This is a genomic window from Nocardia sp. bgisy134, assembly GCF_965341865.1.
Classification (GTDB): domain Bacteria; phylum Actinomycetota; class Actinomycetes; order Mycobacteriales; family Mycobacteriaceae; genus Nocardia.
In genome coordinates this window covers 1-23,053 of sequence record NZ_CBDQZP010000023.1, presented here as the reverse complement: position 1 = coordinate 23,053, position 23,053 = coordinate 1, and the positions used below count along the sequence as shown (strand labels likewise).

The window sequence follows — 23,053 nt, the reverse complement described above, 5'->3', positions numbered from 1 at the left end:
ACGCGACGCGGGTGGCATCGACGGTACCGAGATGTTCGCCCGATACGCCCACGCGCCCAACGCGCTCGGCTATTGCGGACCCGCCGAGACCGCACCGATGGCCACCCTGCCGCCCGCGGCGGTCAGGGCGATGGCGCGCCAGTTCTCCGGCGCGTGGCCGTACCTTCGGGTGATGTCGCGGCTGACCGGAATCGACGACCCGCTGGACCGTCGGCTCGTCGAATCGTATTGGCTCGGAGGCGGAATCGGCGCGGGCCTGGATTCGGCGGAGTTCCTCGCGGAGCTCCTGTCCGTCATCGAGCCGGTCGCCGGTCACTATTGGGCGCATCTGACGCCGGACCTGGCGCCCGAAGCCGCCGCCAACCACTGCTTCCACGTCTTCGGCGTCTATCCGTGGACCCGGCTGCTCGGGCGAGGACACGACGAACACCCCGTGCGCGTGCTCGACAACTGCCGCATCACCTGGGGAGCGGTCGCGGCCCGGACCGGGGACGAGCTCACGGTGCTGGCGCGCCGCCTGGAATGGGACGGACATCGGCTCGCGCTGTCCGCGCCGCAGCCACGGCAGATCCCGGTGTGGGTCGACGGTTACTCTCCCGCGCCGCAGGTGCGCGCGCACGATCTCGTAGCGCTCCACTGGGATCGGCTGTGCGGACCGCTGGAGGCGAACCAAGTCGACGTGCTCGCCGACAGCACGGCTCGCCAGCTGCGCGTGACGAACGACAGGCTGTCCCGAAAGTAGTGGCGCCGCGATGACTCGCTCCTCCGGACGATCCCGCCTCGACGTCGTACGACACGCGCTGACCCGCTCCGAATGGTTCGGCGTCGCAGGCATGTTCGCCGTGATCGCGGCATTGCACCTGATCGGCTGGATCACCCTGATCGCTTTCGTCGTCCCGCGGAATCTCGACATCGGCGGGCAGACACTCGGACTCGGTGTCGGCCTGACCGCCTACGCGCTCGGTTTGCGCCACGCCTTCGACGCCGATCACATCGCCGCGATCGACAACACCACCCGCAAGCTGATGGGCGACGGGCAGCGGCCGCTCTCGGTGGGATTCTTCTTCTCGCTCGGCCATTCGACCGTCGTGTTCGGACTCGCGTTCCTGTTGTCGATCGGGATCAGGGCGCTCGCGGGCCCCATCGAGGACGAGTCCTCCGGGTTGCAGCACTACACCGGACTGTTCGGCACCACAGTCTCCGGCACGTTCCTGTACCTCATCGCCATCGTCAACATCGCCGTGCTGATCGGCGTCATCCGTGTCCTGCAGCGCGCCCGGGCCGGGGAATACGACGCGGCGGAACTCGAAAACCAGCTCGACAAACGGGGATTCATGAACCGATTCCTCGGGCCGGTGCTGAAGGCGATCACCAGACCGTGGCAGATGTACCCGGTGGGCCTGCTCTTCGGAGTCGGATTCGACACCGCCACCGAGGTCGCGCTGCTGGTACTCGCCGGAACGAGCGCCGCCGCCGGGCTGCCCTGGTACGCGATCCTCTGCCTGCCCGTCCTGTTCGCCGCCGGAATGAGCCTGCTGGACACCGTCGACGGGACGTTCATGAACTTCGCCTACGGATGGGCCTTCGCCGAACCCGTCCGCAAGGTCTACTACAACATCACCGTCACCGCGCTGTCGGTGACGGTGGCGCTGCTCGTCGGCACCGTCGAACTGCTCGGCCTGCTCGCCGAACAACGAGGCTGGTCCGGCGGTTTCTGGGGCTGGATCACCGGACTCGACCTCACCGTCCTCGGCTATGTCGTGGTCGGGCTGTTCGTCGCCACCTGGGCGGCGGCGCTGCTGGTATGGCGCTACGGACGGATCGAGCAGAGGTGGGCGATCGGTGCGCCCACCCCTGCCGACCGTGTGGCCTGTCCCGTCACGCGTGAGCCGACATCGCCTCCGCCAGCGCGATGACACCCTCGGCCGACGGACGCCGTCGGCGGAGGCGGTCGATGGTGGCAGCCACGGTACCGCGGGCCTCGGCCTTCTCGGCGAGCGGCACCGAGTCCTCGAGGTCGAGGATCAGGGCGTCGGCGCCGGAAAACGAGTAGTCGGCTACTCGCGCCTTCCGTGCCCGCACGGACCAGGCTTTTCGTCATCGACCACCCATCTCGTCCACTCGGGGAGCCATCATGACCAAGCGAAAAGCGCATCTTCTCGCGGAAGAGAAGCTCGTCGTTCTCCGCGCGCCCGCGCGCTCGGTGCTGCGTGACCTGAACGCAGGCGCGGCGGCCATACCCATGGACGCGGGAGCTGACATCACGATCGATATCGACGAAGGCGCGAGCGGCGAGCGGCTGCGCACGGTCGTGAACGATCCGACCGTGATCGGCTTCTGCCCCGCGATGCCCATGAAGCTCGTCGAACCGACCGAACGGGCGGCGGGCGAAGCCGCCGAGGCGGGCAGGGCGACCTGGGGCGTTAGGGCCGTCGGAGCCACCACCTCGCCCTTCACCGGCGCGGGGATCACGGTGGCGGTCCTCGATACGGGCATCGACTCGTCGCATTCGGCCTTCTCCGGCGTCGAATTGATCACCAACGACTTCACCGGCGGCGGCAGCGCGAACGACAAGGACGGCCACGGCACGCACTGTGCGGGAACGATTTTCGGCCGCGACGTAAACGGCCTCCGGATCGGCGTCGCCAAGGGGATCACCAGGGCGCTGATCGGCAAGGTACTCGGCCCGAACGGCGGCGGAAGCGACATGCTCGCCGAGGCGATGATCTGGGCGCGGGACAACGGCGCGCACGTGATCTCGATGTCGCTGGGCATCGACTTCCCCGGGTTCGTCGAGAAGCTCGTCAACGAGCGCGGTGTGTCGATACCCGTGGCCACATCGGCAGCGCTCGACGCGTACACGGCGAATGTGAAGCTCTTCGAGAAGCTGATCGAATTCCTCAACGCCGGTGTCGGACAGCCCACGGTGGTCGCCGCCACCGGGAACGAAAGCGGCAGGGACAAGCGGCCGCCGTTCGAGATCAGTGTCGCACCGCCCGCCGCGGCGGCAGGCATCATCGCCGTCGGCGCACTCGGCGGCACCCCCGGACGTCTCACCGTCGCGCCCTTCTCCAACACGCGGGCGACGGTGTCAGCGCCGGGAGTCGGGGTGATCAGCGCCGGAGTCGGTGGGGGTACGGCGACGATGAGCGGTACCAGCATGGCCACTCCGCACGCGGCGGGCGTCGCGGCACTGTGGGCGGAGAAGCTCACCGCTCAGGGGCAACTCGCACCGATCTTCCTGCAGGCGAAGCTGATCGGCGATGCTCGCTTCGACGACCTGTCCCCCGATACCGATCCGGCCGACGTCGGCGCCGGACTGGTGCACGCACCGCAGGCATAGCCCGCGCGGTGTCCCGGCCCGAACGCCCTCGTCGTTCCGAGGCGCCCTGAGGGGAGGCCGTTGTGCCGAACTACACCGACTTGAAGCACATCACCGACGCGGGAGCGCGTGGTCGCGTGATCGACGGGCTGTTGCGGCTTCGGGAGGGGTTGGCAGCGGAGGTGCCCGCGCGGTCGGCGACCGACTCGCTGTTGCTGGCGACGTGGAACATTCGCGAGTTCGACTCAGGCAAGTACGGTTTCCGGCCCGTGGAGTCGTATTTCTATCTCGCCGAGATCATGAGTCGCTTCGATCTGGTGGCGGTGCAGGAAGTGCGCGACGGGCTGTATCCGCTCCAGCGAATCCGGCGGCATCTGGGGAGTTGGTGGGATTTCCTGGTCACCGATGTGACGCTGGGGCGATCGGGCAACACCGAACGGATGGCGTATCTGTTCGACCGGCGCAAGGTGGATTTCACCGGGCTCGCCGCGGAACTGGTGTTGCCCGAGCCAGCGGGCGCGACGGACGACGTGGTGCAGTTCGCGCGGTCGCCGTACGTGGCGAGTTTCCGCGCGGGCTGGGCGTATCTGACGCTGGCGACCGTGCACATCTACTACGGCACGGGCACCGCCGACGATCCGCGGCGACTGCGGGAGATCACCGCACTGGCGAAGCTGATCGCGAAGAACGCGCGCGGGCTGTCGGGCGCCCCGCAATACGAGCCCGGGCAGCCGCCGCGCCCGGGAAATGTGCTGATACTGGGCGATTTCAACATCTTCAACCGTCGTGACGTCACCATGCGGGCGATCACCGATGCCGGGTTCCTGGTCCCCGACGAACTGCAGGCGGTTCCGGGCAGCAATGTCGCCAAGGACAGGCACTACGACCAGATCGCCTATTACGAGAAACTCACCGCCCTCCAACCCACGGGTCGCGCGGGCGTGTTCGATTTCTACCGCCACGTCTACACCCTCGACCAGGAAGCCGACTACGCGGGCGAGCGCGCCGAACGTCCCGGTCGCAGCTTCAAGGACTGGCGCACCTACCGGATGAGCGACCACCTGCCTATGTGGATCGAATTCGGCATCGACGACGGGACCCAATACCTGCGCGCACAGCGCTGAGCACGACCGAGGACGCCGGGACAGCCGAAACCCACCGAGCGACGGTGCATGCGTTACCGGCTCGGTGGGCGCGGTGGCGGGCGTCGGGTTGCCATCCCCGAGCGCCGGCCGGTCATCAGATCATCGGCCGCCACCTCCGATCAGCCAGGGGTTGGGCGCGCATTCGAGCTGCGGATGCCCCACCGGATCCAAGGTGCGCAAGGCGATCGACAGCGCCCGCGGCGAGTACATCATCATGAGGTGGTCGGAGAGGTCCTGCTCGCATCCGTCCTGCAGGGTGATGTTGTGCACCGTCGCGCCGGGGCCCGCTCGCAGGAAGGTCAGCTCGTAGGGGTTGGTGACCTCGTCGTAGCGGGTGCCCACGATCGTGTAGTCCACGCCGGGCACGGTGTCGCCGTTCGCGTTGAGCTTGTTGACGAAATCCGATCCGATCGTCTGCTGGATGCCGGCATGCCCGACGAAGATCTCGATGAAACCCAGGATGTCGATGCCGAGGTTGTTGATCGCCCGGCCCAGCGCACCGATACCGTCCAGGCTGGTGCCGTGATGGGTGGCGCCGTAGGTGACCAGGTTCTGCACCTTGGCGGCGCCGCCCTCGAACTTGGTGTACCAGTTGGCCATCGAGCCGCCCTGCGAATGGGCGACGATGTCGACCTCCGAGGCGCCGGTGGCCGCGAGCACCCGGTCGACGAAGGTGGCGAGCTGCTTGGCGGAGTCCTGGATGTAGCCGGTGCCCATCACGCCGGGCAGCACCGACCCGAGACCGCCGCCCTCGAGCAGGTTGGCTCGGCCGTAGTTGAAGGTGAAGGTGCAGAAACCGGCGTCCTTGATCGGCTGGCCCATGAACGCGAAGCCGTTGTAGGCGTTCATCCAGGTGCCGTGCAGTAGCACCACGGGGCGCGGGTGTTCGGCCGTCGGCTTGCATTTCCAGTCGTTGGCGCCGGGCGGGGCGACGTCGGGGTTCGCCAAGCCGTAGCCGAACGCCTCGACCCAGGAAGTCTTCGACGGGCCGTAACCGACTGTGTCGCTGGCGAATCCGCCGGACGATCCGGAGCTGCTTCCCGATCCGCCGTAGCAGTTACCCGAGCCGTTGCCCGAACCCGCACCGCTGCCGGAGGTGCACGCCGAACCGGACCCACCCGGCCCGGCGACCGGCGTCGCCACGCGGCCCGCGGCGATGAGCTCCGCAAGGGCCTGTTCGGTCGGCGCGGGCGCCGGGTCGGCCTGGGCTGCTACGCCGGTGAAGCTCATGGCGAGCACCGAGACGATCGACACCGCCGCGGCGCCGAGCGCACGGCCGCAGGTACTTCGTTTCATCGAATGCCTTTCGGTAGGAACGACGTCGTCCCCTCGTTCGCGGGTCCTTCGGTTCGCAGCGCCGCCGTGTCGGTCGGCGGGGCCGAAACTGCGCCAACGCTAGGACCGGATGAACGGCGAAACCCACACTGCGAACGGGTATCTGGACACTTCACGAAGCGTTCGCCACGGCCATAGGGAACGTGCACAGTCCGCGCCGGGCAGGCTTTCGCCGGATCGATAGCGGAGCCGCAGGACGAATTTCCGGTATGCCTCCCGATCAGGCGTGCAACCCTCCAATCGGGCGGTCGCCCAACGATGAGATCTCCAGATATCGCCACCATCACGAGGTATCGGGCCGATCCCGCGCAATCATGGAGCGACGTTTCAACGCCATCGAGGGCCACTCGATGGCCGATCACTGGAGATACCATGCTGGACACGGTCTTTCCGAGCGCGTGCCAGCTTCCCCTTTCGGCACACCCGCCTGACCCACCGACGATCCTCGACGGACGAGCAATATGGGAGCAAATATGAACGACCTCGTCACACCCCTGTCTCGCAACGGATCATCGTCGCGCTGTGTGGTGCGCTCCACGACAATTCGCGAATTCGCCCGCGCCGTCCGCAATTTCCATCCGGCGCATCTGCGCGAGGACGCCGCGCATCGACTCGGTTTCTCCGGCCTCGTCGCTCCCCCGACTTTCTCCGCGGTATTCCTCGGCCACGTGCACCGGGAATTGCTCGATGCCGCGTGCACCGGCCCCGCAGCGGCGCGCGTCCTGCACGCCGACCACGTGCTCGACCTGGCCGGGCCACTGGTGGCGGGCGATCACCTGGACTGCCGGGTGCACGTCGAATCCTCGCGATACTTCTCCGACTACGAGGTGCTCACGATCCGGAGCGCGCTCGTCGATCAGGACGGTCACGCGCGGCAGACCGGGACGACGACGCTGCTCGGGCGGGCGCGCACCGCAGCAGCCGCGTCGTCGGTCGCGGAGACCTTCGCCGACCGGAGCCCGATCGAGACGGCCCCACCTCCCGTACCCGACCGAATGCCGTGCACCGCAGTTGATTTCGCTTCCCTCGGCGTCGGCGACGAACTTCCGGTCCAGCTGCTCGAGGTCGCCGCGGCGGACCTCGCGGAATACGCCGCGGTGACCGGCCTGTCGAGCGCGGAGGCGCCGGGGATGTACGAACTCGGGCTCGCCACCGGATATCTCACCGACTGGCTCGGTGATCCCGCCGCCCTCACCCGGCTGCGCACCCAGGTCGCACCCGGCGTCCACGGCCTGCGGATCCGGCCCGGCCACCGCGTGCGCCTGGCCCTCCGCGGCCGGGTCACCGGGCTGGACCGGCGCCACCGCACCGCCACCCTGGCCGTGGACCTGCGCTGCGAGGGCCGTCGGCTGTTCGGGTACGCCGCCGCCGAGGCGCGGTTCGAGCGCGAGGCGTCTGCGGCTAAGCCGCCCTGCGCCCCGCCGCGGGAAGCAAACCGGTGAGCCGGGCCAGCCGCCGGTGCGATTCGAGGCGCGCGACGCGGTCGTAGGTGCTGGTGTGCACGAGGATCTCGTCCGCTCCGGTCCGCGTGACCAGCTGCTCGAGCGCCTCGGCGACCTCGTCCTCGGTGCCGTGGATCTGATCCCGCATCGATTCCGCGACCATGCGACGCTCGCGCTCGGTCATCGGCGCCGACTCGATCTCCTCCGGCGGCAGCAAGGCCGGGAATTCACCTCGGGTCCGCGACCAAGCTCCTGCCCAGGCTTCGGGCAGCAGCAGCCGTCGCGCCTCCTCGGTGCTGTCGGCGATCAGGACCGTTCCCGACACCACCACGTACGGCGCACTCCCCCAGGCTGTTTCGCGGAATCCCGCGCGGTACCGATCGATCGCCTCGACCATCCGATCGGTTCCGGCCACCGCCGCGACGACCAGCGGCAGCCCGAATCGGGCGGCGCGATCCGCACCGGAGCCGGTGGCCAGCAGGAACGCAGGCACCCGCAGGCCCTCGGCGGGCCACGCATGCACGCCGTGCTTGCCGTGCGCGAAGTAGTCGAGCACCGCGGCGAGCTGATCGTCGAAATCGTCGGCGTCGGCTTTGTCGTGCCCCAGCGCGCGGCGGACCCCGTCGGTGAAGCCGACCGACCGGCCGAGGCCCATATCGATGCGACCGGGATACAGCGATTCCAGCACCCCGAACTGCTCGGCGACGACCAGCGGCTGATGGTTCGGCAGCATCACCCCGCCGGTGCCGATCCGGATGCGCGAGCTCGCGGCCGCCGCGGCAGCGGCGAGCACGGTGGGCGCCGACCCGGCGACGCCGGGCACGCTGTGATGCTCGGACACCCAGAACCGATGATAGCCCCACTCCTCGGCCAGCCGCGCGAACTCGACTGTCTCGCGCAGCGCCGCCGGGTGCGACTGCCCGCGCCGCACCCGCGAGCGGTCCAGGATGGAGAAGCGGACGGAGGGCAGTGCTGCGGTCATATCTCTTCTCAACGCGCCCGCCGCTCGCCCATTCCGGCGGCGCTCAGCCACCGGGGCACGCTCAGTCAACTCGGGGCACACTCAGTCAACTCGGGGCACGCTCAGTCAACTCGGGGCACACTCAGCCGACTCGGGGCACACTCAGCCAGCTCGAGGCACCCCAAGCGCCTCCGCCAGCACCCGCCACGCGCGCGGTAGCTGAGCCTCGAAATCCGGCCAGGTGTGCATGCCCGCGTCCGAGTACTCGATCTCGGCGGGAATCCGCAGTTCGGCGAGCCGGGCGGCGAAGCGCTCGGTGCACGCGCGGGCGCCCGCCTCGAGCGCTGCGCCTCCCCCGGCGAGGCGCAGCGCGTCGACGACCGACGGCGCCGCCGCCACCGCGGCCAGATCGGCGCCGGTGGGGGCGCCGGAGGCGGCGGACAGATAGATGGCGGTGCCGCGCAGCCGGTCCGCGCCGAGCAGGCTGTCGTGCGCCACCCATTCCGGGGAACTCGGTGGGCCCCAGAGGTTTTCCGCGTTGCCGCCGCGCGAGGCCACCGTGATGGTGGTGACCGCGTGACCGAGCGGATCGGCGGTGGAGTAGCAGCCGCTCATCCCCGCGACCGCCAGGTAGTGGCCGGGATGGCGTTGCGCGAGCATCATCGCCGCCTGCGCGCCCATGGAGACGCCTGCGATCGCGCGGCGGCCGTCGGCCTTGAGCAGTGATTCCACGATCGGCGGCAACTCCTCGGTGAGGAAGGTCTCCCAGCGGTTGAGGCCGAGCGCGGCGTCGTGGCGCTGCCAGTCGCTGTACATGCTGCCGGTGCCGCCGGTGGTGAGCACCACGTCGACCGGCTTGTCCGCGAAGAACTGCTCGGCGCCGCCCTTGGTGAGCCAGCCGGAGGTCGGCTCGCCGTCGACCCCGTCGAGCAGGTACAGCGTGGGCCGCGGCCCCTCGCCCGACCCGCGCAGGACGTCGACGACGATGACCCTCCGCATCGCGGCCGAGGCGATGTGCAGGCGGTCGCGGCGGGGACCGACGGTCTCGATGGTCAGCAGACCGGTTCTGGTCATCTTCGGATCGACGGCGGGCGGCTGGGTCGGCGCGGCCGCGGAGCCCGCGGGTGCGCTGAGCACCTCGCCGAGCACGGGCGCGGTGGTCGCGGCGGCGATGAGGGCCAGCGCCGCCGCGGTGATCGACACTCGTCTCATGAGATCGCGGCGGCTCCCTCCGCTCGGCGGGCGGCGGCGCGTTCCCGCTGTTCCTCGAAACGGCGCGCCCGCGCCTCCAGGTCCTCGAGGTAGGCGTGCAGTTCGTCGCGGGCTCGCTCGCCGTCCCCGGACAGATCGGTGCGATCGAAGACGTTCCAGGCACGCAGCACGGGGCGTATCACCACGTCCAGGTGCTGTCGCAGATCGTAGATGCCGTGTTTGGCGAGCAGCACGGCGTTGCGGCGGAAGCCGGGCTGGGTCAGGCCGGGCATCTGGAACTGGGTGACGATGTCGGTGATGGCACGCAGCATCGCATTGGGCGTGAGGTCGAGCGCCGCGGCGCTCAGGTTCCGGTAGAAGATCATATGCAAGTTCTCGTCGGACGCGATTCGTTGCAGCATACGCTCCGCGATGGGTTCATCGCACGCGCTCCCGGTATTCCTGTGGCTGATTCTGGTCGCCAATTCCTGCAATGTCACATACGCCACCGAACGCAGAAATTGCGGCCCCTTCACGGGTTTCGCGATACCGGCGGTCATGTGCTGCATCCGCGCCGCTTCCAGCGCAACGGGATCCACCGCGCGGGTGACCACCAGATAATCGCGCATCACGATCGCGTGCCGATTCTCCTCGGCGGTCCACCGGCCCACCCAGGTGCCCCAGGCGCCGTCCAGCGAAAAGGATTCCGAGATCTCCCGGTGATAGGAGGGCAGGTTGTCCTCGGTGAGCAGATTCGTGATCATCGCGACCCGGGCGACCTCGGACAGTGTGGATTGTCCTGGCTCCCAATCGATTCCGCCGAGCGCCGCGAAATTGCGGCCGTCGTCCCACGGCACGTAGTCGTGCGGATTCCAGTCCTTCGCCTTGCGGAGATGGTCGTCGAGCAGCCGCTCGGCGACCGGTTCCAACTCGCGCAGCAGGTCCAGATCGGTCGACGCGGTGGTCACTGGTCACTCCTTGCCCGCCTCGAAGGTCGAGGCGCCTTCGACGATAGGGCCGAAAACTCAGGCCGAACGCCCCATTCGCCGTTTGTTGGGGGAGGTGACTGCCGTCCCGTCGGCCTGCTGGGGCGAGTCACAACCGATCGATTCCCCCAGATCGGCCAACGGATACAGGCCGGGAGGGCGGTTCGCCGCGCGGATCCGGCCGAGCAGATCGTGTGCACGCCCGGCCAATTCCGGTATGCGGCAACGGGCTCCGGCGGTGACGGTCGCCGTCAGCGGAACCTCGGCGGCCTCGCTCACCACCTCGAGCACCTCGGCCGTCATCGCCAGGGGCGTCAGCGCGGACGCCTCGTCGATCGGCACCAGCACGGTGCCGCCTTCGGTGGACAACAGCGACAGCGCTCGCGAGCCCAGCGGATTGGCGAGGGCGGCCTGCACTCTGCGCAGCTTGCGGCGCCCGGCCGTCGCCCCGCCGCCGGGGCGCAGTTCGTCGCCGTGCTGCGGGATGGACACCGCTACCACCTGGTAAGCCGGTGCGAGGGCGATGCCGGTCTGCCGGGCGAGCTGGGCCACGCCGTGCCCGCTCAACAGCGCCGAGACGAGGGTCTGGGCCGCGGTCTGATGCTCCTTGGCGACCAGCCGATGCTCCTCGACGTAGGCCGCCGAGGCCGCCACCGTGACCATCTCCAGCGCACGGACGATCAGGGTGGCCCCGGCCATCACCTGGTCGGAGTCGCCGTCGCCCGCCTGCGCGGCGAGGAATTCCAGCCCGGAGCGAATCCCGTCGTGATACGCCTCGAGCACCGTTTCCAGCCCGATGCCCTCGCGCGCCCAGCGAATTGCGGTTCCGGCGATCTCCGCGGGTTCCGGAGGTGCCGGAAATGCGCCGGGATCGAGTACCTCCATCGCCTCGGCGAGACAACTCCGCGTTATCGTCGCGAGATCACCGGGAGGCACTCCGCGCGCCGGATATCTCAGGTGTTCCACTAGCTTGGTACGCAGAGTCTTGAAGCCCGAACCGGCCTGTGTGCCCGCCATGACTGTCGAACAATAGCGGCGATCGCGCCGATATCCCGGCGCGTTACCGAGTTCCGGGCTTTTCATCAGATCGCACAGGAGGAGTTGGGCGTAATCACAAGCAGATCACGGCTTTTCGCGCGACGACCGTCGCACGGCATGGTTGCTCCGACCGACCCGAACGGTGCCGGATGAAAATGTCACGGGCTCGGGACGCACGGGCGCGCAGAATATTTTCCGGACCGGTCGGCAATTGCGCTCGGACGCGTAACCCCGCGCGTCGCGGGAACGATAGGACATCCGACCAAGCGCGCGGCGAAGCCCGCTGCGAGTTGTCGTGTGAGAAGGGTGGCCGGAGTGTGCCGGGCGTCTCATCACCGATAGCATCGAGCGCCGCGCCTCCGTACCGCGGACCGGGCGCAACGTCGAGTGGGAAGGACTACCCAGACATATGACCGGTACGCGAGAAAAACTGGAGCAGCTCCGGGGCATCCTGGAGCTCGCCGAGGAGCCCGCAGGCGAGGCAGGGATCGCGAAACGCAAGGCCAAGGAGATCCCCAGCGCCCGGGAGCGCGTCCGGATGCTGCTCGACCCCGGCACCTTCGTGGAGATGGGCGCGCTCATGCGCCAGCCCGGCTCCGGCAACGCGATGTACGGCGACGGCGTGGTGACCGGCCGCGGCTACATCGAGGGCAGGCCGGTCGTGGTGATCGCGCACGATCAGACCGTGCACGGCGGCTCGGTCGGCGAGATGTTCGGCCGCAAGGTGGCCGCGGCCATGGAGTTCGCCTACGAGAACGCCTGCCCCGTGATCGCGATCAACGATTCGGGCGGCGCCCGGATCCAGGACGCGGTCGCCTCGCTGGCCTGGTACGCGCTGATGTGCCGCCGCCAGGAGGACCTGTCGGGCTTCGTGCCGCAGGTGGCGATCATGCTCGGCAAATGCGCCGCCGGTTCGGTGTACGGCCCGGTCAACATGGACGTGCTGGTCGCGACCGACAAGTCCTACATGTTCGTCACCGGCCCCGAGGTCATCAAGGCGGTCACCGGCGAGAGCGTGAGCGCCGAAGAACTCGGCGGCGCGGCCGTGCAGGCGACCAACGGCACCGTGCACCACGTCGCGGACAGCGAGCGCGCCGCCTTCGACTGGGTGCGCGAGTACCTCGGCTACCTGCCCTCCAGCTGCCTGGAGCAGCCGCCGGTCGTCAACCCGGGGCTCGAGCCGGAGATGACCAAGCACGATCTCGAGCTGGACTCGATCATCCCGGACTCGGACAAGGTCGGCTACGACATGCACGACATCCTCGTGCGCATCTTCGACGACGGCGGCTTCCACGAGGTCAGCGCGGGCACCGCGCAGAACCTCATCACCGGCTTCGCGCGGGTCGACGGCCGCAGCGTCGGCGTGATCGCCAACCAGCCGATGGTGCTGGGCGGCGCCCTCGACGCGCGGTGCTCCGACAAGGCCACCCACTTCATCCGCCTGTGCAACGCCTACGGCCTGCCGCTGGTGTTCGTCGTGGACACCCCCGGCGTGCTGCCAGGCATCGAGGAGGAGCGCAGCGGCGTCATCAAGCGCGGCGGCCGGTTCTTCCGCGCGGTGATCGAGGCCACCGTGCCGGTCGTGACGGTGGTGACCCGCAAGGCCTACGGCGGCGGCTACGCGGTGATGGGCTGCAAGCAGCTCGGCGCCGACATCAGCCTGGCCTGGCCGACCGCCAGGATCGCCGTGATGGGCGCCGAGAGCATGGTCGGCATCATCGGGCGCAGGCAGCTGGAGGCGACGCCCGCCGAGCAGCGCGCGGCCGTTCGCGAGCAGATGATCGATTTCTACAACGCCACCATGGCGACGCCGTGGATCGCCGCCGAGCGCGGCTACATCGACGCGGTGATCGAGCCCTCGCAGACCCGCCTGGAGATCCGCAAGGCGCTGCGGCTGCTGCGCGACAAGGATCCCAAGCCGAAGCACAATCCGCGCAAGCACAGCCTCTTCCCCGTCTAGCCGAATACGCCGGTTGTGCTGTCTCACAACACATCCGGTGATGGGTCGTGGGATCGCCGGATGTTCGTCCATACGACGACATCGGGTGATCCCATCGCCTAACCTCGGATTCGTGTCCGGCCCTCGTTCGCCGCGCAGCGGCCGGACACAGTGGCGTGCCTGCCGAGGTTTGTTCCCTACCCTTACCCGGCGGGCACGCCGCACTTCATCGCGCCGGACGCCCCGCTCGCCGGATCGCACCTCTCGCAACGGAATTCATGCCTGCGACAGGGAAGGACTCAGACCGCGCCGCGACCGCCCCAGGTGAGTCCCACCGTCGCCCATTCGGTTTCCCACCGGCGCGCACGCCTGCGGTCCAAACTCGCGCGCAGCAGGTAGTACCCGGTCGCGAAGCACACCAGCACCGCGCATGACACCGCGCCCGACATCAGCACCGCGCGGCTCAGCGCCTGGGTCTCCGACGGCGGCTCCACCACCCGGCCACTCGGGTCGAGCCAGATGCTCACGGTGGCACCGGGTTTCACCAGTGTGCTGGAGCGGTAGTCCTCGACGTGCGCGACATTCTGGCCGTCCACCCAGGACACCCGCGCGGGCGTGATCGGCGCGTACAGCGGCGCCTTGCCCACCTCGATCACAGTGGCGTCGACGCGATGCAGCTCGGCGATACGGCTTTCGGTGGCAAGGGTTTCCGTCTCGTAGACCCGACCGCCGAGCACGATCGCCACCACCGGGACGACGACGAAGAACAACAGCGTCAGCAGCATGCCGACCCCGGATTGGAGCCGGTCCTCGCGGCGGCGCATCGGATTGCGGTCCCATCCCATCCGTCGGCAGGTCCGGCGCACGATGCCCGCCGATCCGACCGGGCGCTCCCTGGTCATGACGCTGACTCCTCGTACTCGATGTCGGTGGCCAACCCGGCGAGGGTGTCGAAGAAGCCCTCGATGAGGTCGGGCAGGCCGTCCGGGTCGACCCCCGCGGCCCAGGTCTGCAAGGCCGCGACGATGAGCCCGGAGCAGGCCGCGACGACCGTCGCCGGGCGCAGATCCTCCGCCGGGTCCACGCCGAGGCGCGCGGCCAGGATTCGTACCGATTCGCGCTGGCCCTCGTTGCGGATGCGTTGATAGCCGGCCAGCAGGGCCGGTTCGTCGTCGAAGCGCTGGAACAGGGCCCACCGCCGGGTCAGCAGCCCGGCCCGCACCCCGGTGTATTCGGCGGTCAGCCAGTCGTGCACCGCGTGGCGATAGGCCCGCAGCGGCGGCTCGTGGGCGGGGCGGCAGGCCAGCGCTTCGTTCAGCAGATGCATGTCCTGGTCGATGTCGCCGAGAATGGCCGCCTCGATGGACGGGAAGTGGCGGCTGAAGGTGCGCCGGGTGACGCCGGCCCGCTCGGCGATGTCCTCCACGCTCACCGCGACCAGACCGCGCTCGGTCAGCAGATCGAACGCGGCCCGCGACAGCGCCTCGCGGCTGCGGCGGGTGCGCAGCCTGCGGCCGTCCAGGTCGACGTCGTCGCCGGTGCCCATGAACCCATCCTATCAATATTGTCCCGTTGGGACATTAGTTTCCCCGGGATCGCGAACCCCGACCTCATACCCGGGCACCACCCGCGGACGAGCGCCCGGAACCGCCCCACCCGACGGCGAGGGCGCCCGGCGTTCGCTTGCGCGGCGACCACCACCGGACGCGAACACGGGGCGACCCGGGGAAACGCCCGCGATTCACGCCGCCCGGTTATGAGTTCTCACAAAGCTGTCCAAAATTGCCCGGAAATCCACCCCGTGTGCATCTCGGGAATTGCCGTCTCAGAAAGCCGTCGCGCCGCTTCGAGTTGTGTTCGACCACAGCCGAATTCGCTTGTTAATAGGCGAGAAAACAGTCGACCACCAGGCCAAACACCGGACTCTTGACCAAGATTGCGCCGGGAGCTACAAATGAAATCTCCGCCGACCCGAGCTGTTCGAACCGGCCGACGAGAATTGCAAGCCAGTGGTTACCGACGTCATCGATGTGACCGCGGAATTTCCGATCCCCCGCCAGGCGGTGTGGGACCTGCTCCGCGAGCCGCAGACCTATCCCCGCGTCTTTCCCGGAATCGGCGCGTGCGAACCGCTGGAATCCGCTGGCGGACACCAGATGCTGCGCTTCCGGGTCGGCACCGCCCGGGTCGGCGTCCGCACCCAGGTGATCCAGCTACGCATCGGGCGGTGGTACGAAAGCCTCGAGCTGGTCAGCCCGACGCTGGGCAGCTTCGCCTCGATCCGGCTGCGCGGCACCGAGGAACGCACCCGCATCTCGGTCACCTTCTTCGGCCCCGGCCGCATCCATCCGTCCGTCGCGGACGCGGGCAACGGCGCGATCATCGCCTGGACCGAGCGCGGCCTGCGCCGGATCGCCGATCTGGTGCGCGGCGCGGCGACCTCGGTCGTGGTCAATGGCGAGAACTCCCCCGTCCGCCGCCGCGCCGAGGTGGCCAGGCAGATGATGACCACCGGCGTACTGCGCGCCCACCGGCCCGACCTCGGCCTCAAACAGCTGCGCAGGCTCTCGGAATGGGGATTCAACCTGGCGGGCGGCTACGCCGCCGCGGCCGCGTTCGCACCGGGGCGCACGGCACTCATCGACGCGCACGGCGCACGCACCTTCGACGAGATGCACGAGCGCACCCACGCCATCGCGGGCGCCATGGCCACGCTCGGGCTGCGAGCAGGCGATGCCATCGGCCTGCTCGCGCGCAACCACGGCGGCATGGTGGAGATCATGGTCGCCGCGGGCAAGCTCGGCATCGACGTCGCCCTGTTGAACACCGGCCTGCCCGCCCGGCGCATCGAGGAGGTCGTGCAGCGCGACAAGCTCACCGCGCTGTTCGTGGACGGCGAATTCGACCATCTCGTGCAGTACCTGCACGCCGATCTGCCGCGCTACGCGACCGACCGGACCAAGCCGGTGCCGGGGCGAACGACCCTCGACGATCTCGCGGCCATGGGGCAGAACAACTTTCGCAAGCCCTCGCATCCCGGCAAGCTCATCGTGCTGACCTCGGGGACCTCCGGCACCCCGAAGGGCGCGCGCCGCCCACACGCCAAGGGCTTCAGCACCATCGCCGCGCTGCTGTCGCGCATTCCGCTGCGGATGGACGAGACGATGCTCATCCCCGCGCCGCTGTTCCACACCTGGGGGCTGGCCGCGCTACAGCTGAGCACCGCGCTGCGCTCCACCGTCGTGCTTCCCGCGCAGTTCGACGCCGAGGACTGCCTGCGCCTGATCGCCGAACACCGGGTGAGCACGTTCATCGCGGTGCCGATCATGGTCCACCGCATCCTGGAGCTGCCCGCGCACGTGCGCGCCCGCTACGACACCTCGAGCCTGCGGGTGGTCGCCAGCTGCGGCGCGCCGCTCGCCGCCAGCACCGTGCTCGACTTCATGGACACCTACGGTGACGTCCTCTACAACGTGTACGGCTCCACCGAGGTGTCCTGGGCGACCATCGCCGATCCCACCGACCTGCGCGCCGCGCCGACCACCGCGGGCAAGCCGCCGCTCGGCACCAAGGTGGCGGTGCTCGGCCCGGACCGCAAGCCGCTGCCCGTCGGCGCGACGGGGCATATCTTCGTCAGCAACCACATGCTCTTCGACGGCTACGTCAACGCCGCGCCGCCGGACGAGGCCGACGGCATGCTCGACACCGGCGACCTCGGCTTCCTCGACGCCACGGGCAAGCTGTTCATCGCGGGCCGCGATGACGAGATGATCATCTCCGGCGGCGAGAACGTCTTCCCGCGCCCGGTCGAGGAGGCGCTGGCCTATCTGCCGCAGGTCCGCGAGGTCGCGGTGGTCGGGGTTCCCGATCGCGAGTACGGCCAGCGCCTGGCCGCCTTCGTGGTGAAACGCGAAGGGGCGGGCCTGGATTCGGATATGGTCCGGAACTACATCCGCAATCGGCTGAGCCGCTTCTCGGTGCCGCGCGACGTGACCTTCCTCAACGCGCTGCCCCGCGGCGAGACCGGCAAGATCCTCAAGCGCCTGCTCACCGGCGGCGCCGAGGACGCGGCGCCGCATCCGATCATCGGGACGATCGCGCCGGGCTCGTTCTGACGTCCGGCGAACGCGGGCGCGGCCGGACCTCCGGCGCGGCGTTGTGAGAATTCAACGCGCTACGTGGCCGCGGCTGGGCATGCCCCAGATTCCGCTCGCCGACCTGCCGGTCCACCGAGCCCGTGGCTATGCTCGCCGGGACGGCTCCGGCGCAGGCCGACCCGCAGCGGCCTGCCGCGCGACAAGTACCGGAGCCGCTGTGGCAGACCGTCCCGGTCGGCGTGACATCGCTCCCAACACCGTCGCACCGCCGGGGCGGTCTGCTCGTCTCGGCTGCCGCTCGGTCGCGCCCGCGCGGCAGCCGGGCTAGACCGATCCGGTCGGCTGGTCCACGGTCGGCGGTTGACGGTCGCGCAGCGCTTCCAGCAAACCGCGCGTGTACTGGGGCGGCGCGGCGTGCACCGAGAGCAGATTCGCGACGGCGCGATACGCGGCCAGGTCGGATTCCTTGTCCAGGTACAGCGCGCCGGTCAGTTGCTGGAGGTAGACGATGTCGGGCAGGTCGGCCTCGGTGAACCGCAGCATGGTGAACGCGCCGTCGGCCAGCGCGGGTCCGCCGACGTGGTCGGCGAGCACCTGCAGGGTGATGTTGGGTTGGTCGACCGCCGCGAGCAGCCGGTCGAGCTGCTCGAGCCAGACCGCGGAACCGCCGATGCGCCTGCGCAACGCCGCCTCCTCCACGATCAGCCAGATCCGCGGCGGCTCCGGCTTGGTGAGGATGTGCTGACGGCGCATACGCAACGCCACCCGGCGTTCGATCGCGGCGAACGACTCGTTCGGGTGCGCCAGCGACAGCAGCGCCCGCGCGTAGTCGGCGGTCTGGAGCAGTTCGGGTACGGCTCTCGGCTCGTAGCAGCGGATCAACCTGGTCGCCTGTTCGAGCCCGAGGTAGGTGTCGAACCATTTGGGCAACCAGTCGTTGTCACGATGCCACCAGCCGGAGGCGTTGGCCTGGCGGGCGAGCGCGAGGAACTCCTCCCGCTCGGTCGGGTCTGCCACCCCGTAGAGCGTGAGCAGATCCACCAGATCCCGTTCGCGGAATCCGGTGCGCCCCAGCTCCAAGCGGCTGATCTTGGAGTGCGAGCCGCGGATCGACTCGCCCGCGTCCTCGCGTGAGATGCCCGCGGCCTCGCGTAATCGCCGCAACCGCCCGCCGAGCAGCATCCGCAACACCGTCGGGCCATCGCCGACGCCGGGATGCTTTCCTGGAAAAGGAGATTCGGCCGCATGTCGCACTTCCGGAGCACGCATTCACCGAGTTTGCCATGATTTCGTGCCGACTCTCCAGGGCATAGGCTGGTGTCGTGCGTAAGACATGCACAGTTGTCTGTGCACGCCGACGGCCGGGGCACGCGTGGCAACGGCTTCGCGGGCCGGGGCAACCCCGGCGGGACGTGCACGGCTGGGACCCGCGCAGCGCGCTCGGACCGGGCGCGGCATCCGGCGAGCTAACGTTTCCGCGCATCCCGCCGCTATATCGAGTAAGCAGCGGACAGGTCTCGGACCCATCGGCGCACGGGCCCGCGACGAATCTTCAGGAGTCGCGTAAGCAGAGGTGATCTGTATGGCAACCGTTGGCGTTTCAGCGGACCGATGGTCGGTCCGCGGAGTACTGCTCTCCCATCCGACAGCGGACGAACCATCATCGGCCCCGCTCGAGGAGGTGGAACAGGAGATCGGCGCGGCCACCGTGGCCGAGACGATCCCTGAGATTCTCGAAGCGCTGGCCGACCGGACGCTCTCGCTCATCGAGAACATAGCGCTGACGTACCGGACGGTGGACGAGCGACGCGCGATCGTCACCCACCTGGCCACCGGCCGGTGGCGGACGTCCTCGCTGGTCTCGGTGCGCTCGGCGCTGCTCGCTTTCGTCCGTGACGTCCCGAGTCTCTACCGATTCGAAACCATTCTGGTACTCGAGGTCGCCGACCGTGATCTGACCTTCATCCTCACGGACGCCGCACGTTCCAGGATTCTCGGCTCGGGCACGTGGCGCGCCGGATCCGATCCCGCGGCCGAAGCGCACGACCGCGTGCGCCCCGCGCTGCTGTCCCAGGGCCTGACGCTGGACGGCGTCGCGCTGTGCGGCGCACCCGTCACGGCCGAACTGCGCCGCGAGTGCGAGCGCGCCTTCGGTGTCCCCGCGGAGATCGTCGACGAGCCGCACACCGCGGCCGCGCTCGGCGCCGCCCGCATCGCGGCCGCACAGCTGCCCGAGGATTCCGGACATGAGCACGGCCACGAGCCGAGCGGCGCCACGGCGCTCGCCACCCGCGAGCGGCGGCGAGCCGGTGTCATGCTGCCGGTCGGCGCGGCGGCGGCCGCGGTGCTCGCCGCGTCCGGCATCGCGGTCGCCCACGTCACCGACAACGGGGTGTGGGCACGCCAACCGGACCACAAGACCGCCCAGGCCCAGGCCCCTGCCACGCCGGACCCGGCCGACCCCTCCGCACCGCCGATCGTGATCGAGTCCACCATTCAGGCGCCGACCTCCGCCGCGCCGCAGAACCCCGGGCGGCCGACGCCGCGTCCGGCCGCGCGGCCTATCGACCCCGGCGACCCGGCCGATCCGTACGATCCGAACGACCCGCGTCCAGAGACTCATACGAGGACAGTGGAACCGACACAGTACGACGGACCGGCGACACCCGGTGGAGAAGCCGCGGCGCCGGGTCAGGAGCCGGCCGCCACACCGGAGGTACCGACCACGACGGCGGTCGGCGCGCCGAACGGCGACGGCCTGTTCCCCGGCGAATCACCGCCTCCCCCGGTCGGTTCCGATCCCGCGGCCATCTCGGCCTGGTGGGAGAACCACCTGCGCCTGAAGCAGATCTGGATGCAGGGAGGTTGAGCGGGTTCAGGCGAGCCGGACCCGCGCGCTGGCCCTGCCGAACAGCTTGCGGTCACCACAGGTGGCGGTGACGAGCACGGTCGCGGTGCGTTCGACCGGATCCAATTCCTTGACGCGCCCGCCGAATTCGATCGTGCTGTTGCGGTCCGCGGGCACCGGCGCGAATCCGGCGAAGCGCACGCCGTAGTCGACCACCGCACCGGGATCACCGAGCCACCGCGTCAGGTATCCCGCGCCGAAGCCCATGGTCAGCAGACCGTGCGAGATGACGTCGGGCAACCCCACCGCCCTGGCAATTTCGTCGCTGAAATGGATGGGATTGGTGTCGCCGGAGACGCCCGCGTAGTTGACCAGGCCGCCGCGCGAGAGCGCCACCCGATGCTCGGGCAGTCGATCACCGACGCGCAGGTCCTCGAAGCGAATCCGGCCGGGCCGGTCGCTGGTTTCCGCGACCTCCGCCGGGCCTTCGGCGCACTCGGCCATCCGCGCCGCGCCGGGGCGGCCGGTATCGCCCCGCGTGGCGGGCGGCTGCACGACGCCCGCCACCGTCGCGGCGAGATCGCCGACCAGCTCGACGCCGGTCTGCGCGACGACGGTGCTGTGCGCGGTTTGCAGCGGCCGCCCTGCGCCGTCGCGGAGCAGGCTACGCATGACCAGTATGTCCATCGCGCCGAATTGGCGGAACGACTCGAACGAGCACTCGCTGACCAGATCGTCGCCCGCGACGATCGGGCGGTGCACCCGCACCTGCTGTTCGGTGTGCAGCACCTGGCTGATGTCGTAGCCGGTGAGCTCCGTTTCGAACAGGGTTCGCTGCATTTGCAGCCAGACGATTGCCGGGAAGGTCAGCGGCGCGACGAGACCGTCGTAGCCGAGGGCCGCCGCCGCGTCCTCGCTCCAGTGCGCCGGGTGATCGTCCTGCACGGCCTGGGCGAATTCTCTGATCTTCTCGCGGCCGACTTCGTAGTGGTCGGCGAGCCGGAAATGCCGCCCGACCAGCGCCTCGGCTTGCTGGGCGGCGGATGGGGTGTCGAGGTACAGCGTCATGTCAGTTAATCGCGTGGCGGCGCATCAGCGCAACGCCGGAGGAAAGAAGTGGCAGGTCAGCACTCGTTTCGCGCGGGGGCGCCGCGCAGACGTTCGTCGAGCCACAACATTGCCTCGGGATAGCCGATCACCGCGCCGATGAGATGCTCGCCGAACACCCCGCGATAGACCGCGGAAGCCCCCAGCTCGCACTGCTCGCGATAGAGGTTGCGCGCGCCCTCGGCCGGGATCCAGAACTCCTGGTCGCCGTTGAAGATGTAGAGCGGCACCGCCGAGCGCCTGCCTTCCATTCGCGTCACCCGGTAGATCTCGGCGGCGAAGTCCGAATCCAGCGGATCGGCGAAGTTGGCGGCGATGTCGATGGGTAGCATCAGCACGCCCGCGGCCCCGAAGACGCTGCCGCACAGATCTTTCGCCGGTGAGGTCGCGATCCATTGGGCCAGGTTGTTCATCCGGCCCAGGATCTCGGGGCGCTCCCTGCCGATGGCGAACACCGCGGCCATGAAGACCGCGGAGGCCAGATTGCCGTTCATGCTGCGCGCCAGGATCTCGTAGTCGGCGGGCACCCCGCCCAGCGCGGCCCCGACGACGACCTCGGACAGTTCCGGCGCGTAGTCCGCGATCAGCTTGACCGCGCCGTGCGTGGCGATGGCGCCGCCGGAGTAGCCGAACATGCCGAACCCGCTGGCGCCGAACTCCTCGGGCAGCAGGTTGCGCACGGCACGGATGGCATCAAGCACCGCGTGGCCCGCGACATACGGTTCGGCGTAGGCCATCCAGGGACCCTCGTGATCGGGAATCAGCACCGCGTAGCCCCGCAACAGCGCCAATTGCGTTGTGGGCGGAATGAAGTCGGTGACGCTGGTGTTGTCGGTCCACCCGTTGGCCAGGCTGTATCCGGGTGTGCAGTCGCGGCCGAGCGCGTCGATCGGCAGGTTGTTCACCACCACCGGGCGATCGCCGGGGCCGGTCCACACGCCGGGAGGCACGACCAGTGTCGCGGTGGCGAAGGAGGGCCTGCCGTGCGCGTCGGTGGTGCGGTATTTCATCAGCAGCGCTCGGCGGAACGGCACCAGCACCAGCAGCCCCGCCGTGGCGGTGACATCCCGAACCTCGATGATCTGGCCCTCGGTGTAGTCGGCGAGGCCGGGCGGCCACGCGTCGAAGATCGGATCGCCGACCGGCGCGGGCAGCACCGCCTCGCGCAGCGCGGCCAGCGTCGGTGAGAGGCCCGCGGTCTCCAGCACCGCGCCGTCCTGTCGCGGCGCGGTGACGATCGCGGGCGGCGGGATCACCCGATCGATCAACTCCTGCAGGCCGGGCAGCAACGATCCCGAAACATCGGGCAGTGCGGGCAGGCTCGGCGGCACGGGCGGTGCGGGCGGCTGGGCCGCTGCGTGGCCCATCGTCACCGAACCGGCGAGCAGCACCGTCAGGAAAAGGGCACGCAAACATCTCATGGCACACGCCTCTGGGTGCGACGTCGGGTTCGCCTGGCGCCCGGGAGATGCGGCCTTCCACCCCGAAATGCCCCCTGTCGCGCCGGGGCCAGGGACTCAGGCTAGCCGGACGCGCCGAGACGGATGTCCGCTCGTGCTCGAGTTGTGTGTGTCATGACGCCGAATCGCAACAACCGAGCCGAATTCGGTCCGCCGCGAGGTGGATTCGGCTCGGTTGCCGT

Annotated in this window: 19 protein-coding genes; 8 read left to right on the top strand and 11 right to left on the bottom strand. The window is 69.3% G+C overall.

Going from position 1 to position 23,053, the window contains the following annotated elements; genetic code table 11:
* The first annotated feature begins 31 nt into the window (after positions 1–31).
* Complete coding sequence (locus ACRWNM_RS31300) at positions 32–742, top strand: DUF6390 family protein (RefSeq protein ID WP_431971822.1); 711 nt, start codon at positions 32–34, stop codon at positions 740–742.
* Positions 743–752: 10 nt separating this feature from the next.
* Positions 753–1,916: a HoxN/HupN/NixA family nickel/cobalt transporter gene (locus ACRWNM_RS31295; protein ID WP_431971740.1), complete on the top strand. Its 1,164-nt coding sequence runs from the start codon at positions 753–755 to the stop codon at positions 1,914–1,916.
* On the opposite strand, the gene ACRWNM_RS31290 is transcribed toward ACRWNM_RS31295, so the two are convergent.
* The gene (locus ACRWNM_RS31290; RefSeq protein ID WP_431971739.1) at positions 1,879–2,082 is read right to left on the bottom strand and encodes an aldolase/citrate lyase family protein; all 204 of its coding nucleotides are present in this window, start codon (positions 2,080–2,082) and stop codon (positions 1,879–1,881) included. The genes ACRWNM_RS31295 and ACRWNM_RS31290 overlap by 38 nt on opposite strands.
* A gap of 52 nt (positions 2,083–2,134) precedes the next feature.
* On the opposite strand from ACRWNM_RS31290, the gene ACRWNM_RS31285 reads away from it, so the two are divergent.
* Both ACRWNM_RS31285 and ACRWNM_RS31280 read left to right on the top strand, forming a co-directional pair.
* Positions 2,135–3,343: a S8 family peptidase gene (locus ACRWNM_RS31285; protein WP_431971738.1), complete on the top strand. Its 1,209-nt coding sequence runs from the start codon at positions 2,135–2,137 to the stop codon at positions 3,341–3,343.
* Positions 3,344–3,405: 62 nt separating this feature from the next.
* Complete coding sequence (locus tag ACRWNM_RS31280; RefSeq protein WP_431971737.1) at positions 3,406–4,446, top strand: endonuclease/exonuclease/phosphatase family protein; 1,041 nt, start codon at positions 3,406–3,408, stop codon at positions 4,444–4,446.
* Positions 4,447–4,566: 120 nt separating this feature from the next.
* Here ACRWNM_RS31280 and ACRWNM_RS31275 read toward each other — a convergent pair whose 3' ends face one another.
* The gene (locus ACRWNM_RS31275; RefSeq protein WP_431971736.1) at positions 4,567–5,763 is read right to left on the bottom strand and encodes an esterase/lipase family protein; all 1,197 of its coding nucleotides are present in this window, start codon (positions 5,761–5,763) and stop codon (positions 4,567–4,569) included.
* A 512-nt stretch (positions 5,764–6,275) separates the two neighbouring features.
* Between ACRWNM_RS31275 and ACRWNM_RS31270 the strand changes: the two genes are divergently transcribed.
* The gene (locus ACRWNM_RS31270; RefSeq protein WP_431971735.1) at positions 6,276–7,244 is read left to right on the top strand and encodes an FAS1-like dehydratase domain-containing protein; all 969 of its coding nucleotides are present in this window, start codon (positions 6,276–6,278) and stop codon (positions 7,242–7,244) included.
* Here ACRWNM_RS31270 and ACRWNM_RS31265 read toward each other — a convergent pair.
* The 4 genes from ACRWNM_RS31265 to ACRWNM_RS31250 form a co-directional block, all read right to left on the bottom strand.
* Positions 7,204–8,226, bottom strand: a complete 1,023-nt coding sequence (locus tag ACRWNM_RS31265) for an LLM class flavin-dependent oxidoreductase (RefSeq protein WP_431971734.1) — start codon at positions 8,224–8,226, stop codon at positions 7,204–7,206. The two genes, ACRWNM_RS31270 and ACRWNM_RS31265, sit on opposite strands and share 41 nt — an antisense overlap.
* Before the next feature lie 141 nt (positions 8,227–8,367).
* Positions 8,368–9,417, bottom strand: a complete 1,050-nt coding sequence (locus ACRWNM_RS31260; protein WP_431971733.1) for an alpha/beta hydrolase — start codon at positions 9,415–9,417, stop codon at positions 8,368–8,370.
* The gene (locus ACRWNM_RS31255) at positions 9,414–10,364 is read right to left on the bottom strand and encodes an acyl-ACP desaturase (RefSeq protein ID WP_431971732.1); all 951 of its coding nucleotides are present in this window, start codon (positions 10,362–10,364) and stop codon (positions 9,414–9,416) included. Before ACRWNM_RS31255 ends, ACRWNM_RS31260 begins: the two co-directional genes overlap by 4 nt.
* Positions 10,365–10,421: 57 nt before the next feature.
* Positions 10,422–11,267, bottom strand: a complete 846-nt coding sequence (locus ACRWNM_RS31250) for a transcriptional regulator (RefSeq protein WP_431971731.1) — start codon at positions 11,265–11,267, stop codon at positions 10,422–10,424.
* A 562-nt stretch (positions 11,268–11,829) separates the two neighbouring features.
* Between ACRWNM_RS31250 and ACRWNM_RS31245 the strand changes: the two genes are divergently transcribed.
* Positions 11,830–13,380, top strand: coding sequence for an acyl-CoA carboxylase subunit beta (locus tag ACRWNM_RS31245; RefSeq protein WP_431971730.1), 1,551 nt, complete (start codon positions 11,830–11,832; stop codon positions 13,378–13,380).
* A gap of 278 nt (positions 13,381–13,658) precedes the next feature.
* Here the strand turns inward: ACRWNM_RS31245 and ACRWNM_RS31240 are convergent, their stop codons facing one another.
* Positions 13,659–14,261, bottom strand: coding sequence for an Rv1733c family protein (locus ACRWNM_RS31240; RefSeq protein ID WP_431971729.1), 603 nt, complete (start codon positions 14,259–14,261; stop codon positions 13,659–13,661).
* The gene (locus tag ACRWNM_RS31235; RefSeq protein WP_431971728.1) at positions 14,258–14,905 is read right to left on the bottom strand and encodes a TetR/AcrR family transcriptional regulator; all 648 of its coding nucleotides are present in this window, start codon (positions 14,903–14,905) and stop codon (positions 14,258–14,260) included. Before ACRWNM_RS31235 ends, ACRWNM_RS31240 begins: the two co-directional genes overlap by 4 nt.
* Before the next feature lie 463 nt (positions 14,906–15,368).
* Here ACRWNM_RS31235 and ACRWNM_RS31230 point away from each other — a divergent pair, with 463 nt between their 5' ends.
* On the top strand, positions 15,369–17,474 hold the full coding sequence (locus ACRWNM_RS31230) for an AMP-binding protein (protein ID WP_431971727.1): 2,106 nt from the start codon (positions 15,369–15,371) through the stop codon (positions 17,472–17,474).
* 306 nt (positions 17,475–17,780) lie between these two features.
* Here ACRWNM_RS31230 and ACRWNM_RS31225 read toward each other — a convergent pair whose 3' ends face one another.
* Positions 17,781–18,638 (bottom strand): helix-turn-helix domain-containing protein, encoded by an 858-nt coding sequence (locus tag ACRWNM_RS31225; protein WP_431971821.1) that lies wholly within the window; start codon positions 18,636–18,638, stop codon positions 17,781–17,783.
* 400 nt (positions 18,639–19,038) lie between these two features.
* On the opposite strand from ACRWNM_RS31225, the gene ACRWNM_RS31220 reads away from it, so the two are divergent.
* A complete protein-coding gene (locus ACRWNM_RS31220) occupies positions 19,039–20,325 on the top strand; it encodes a hypothetical protein (RefSeq protein ID WP_431971726.1) in 1,287 nt (428 codons plus the stop codon).
* Between the two features lie 6 nt (positions 20,326–20,331).
* On the opposite strand, the gene ACRWNM_RS31215 is transcribed toward ACRWNM_RS31220, so the two are convergent.
* The gene (locus ACRWNM_RS31215; RefSeq protein ID WP_431971725.1) at positions 20,332–21,372 is read right to left on the bottom strand and encodes a fused (3R)-hydroxyacyl-ACP dehydratase subunits HadA/HadB; all 1,041 of its coding nucleotides are present in this window, start codon (positions 21,370–21,372) and stop codon (positions 20,332–20,334) included.
* Between the two features lie 56 nt (positions 21,373–21,428).
* Positions 21,429–22,832 carry a lipase family protein gene (locus tag ACRWNM_RS31210; RefSeq protein WP_431971724.1) on the bottom strand — a complete coding sequence of 468 codons (1,404 nt, stop codon included), beginning with the start codon at positions 22,830–22,832 and terminating at the stop codon, positions 21,429–21,431.
* Positions 22,833–23,053: the final 221 nt, after the last annotated feature.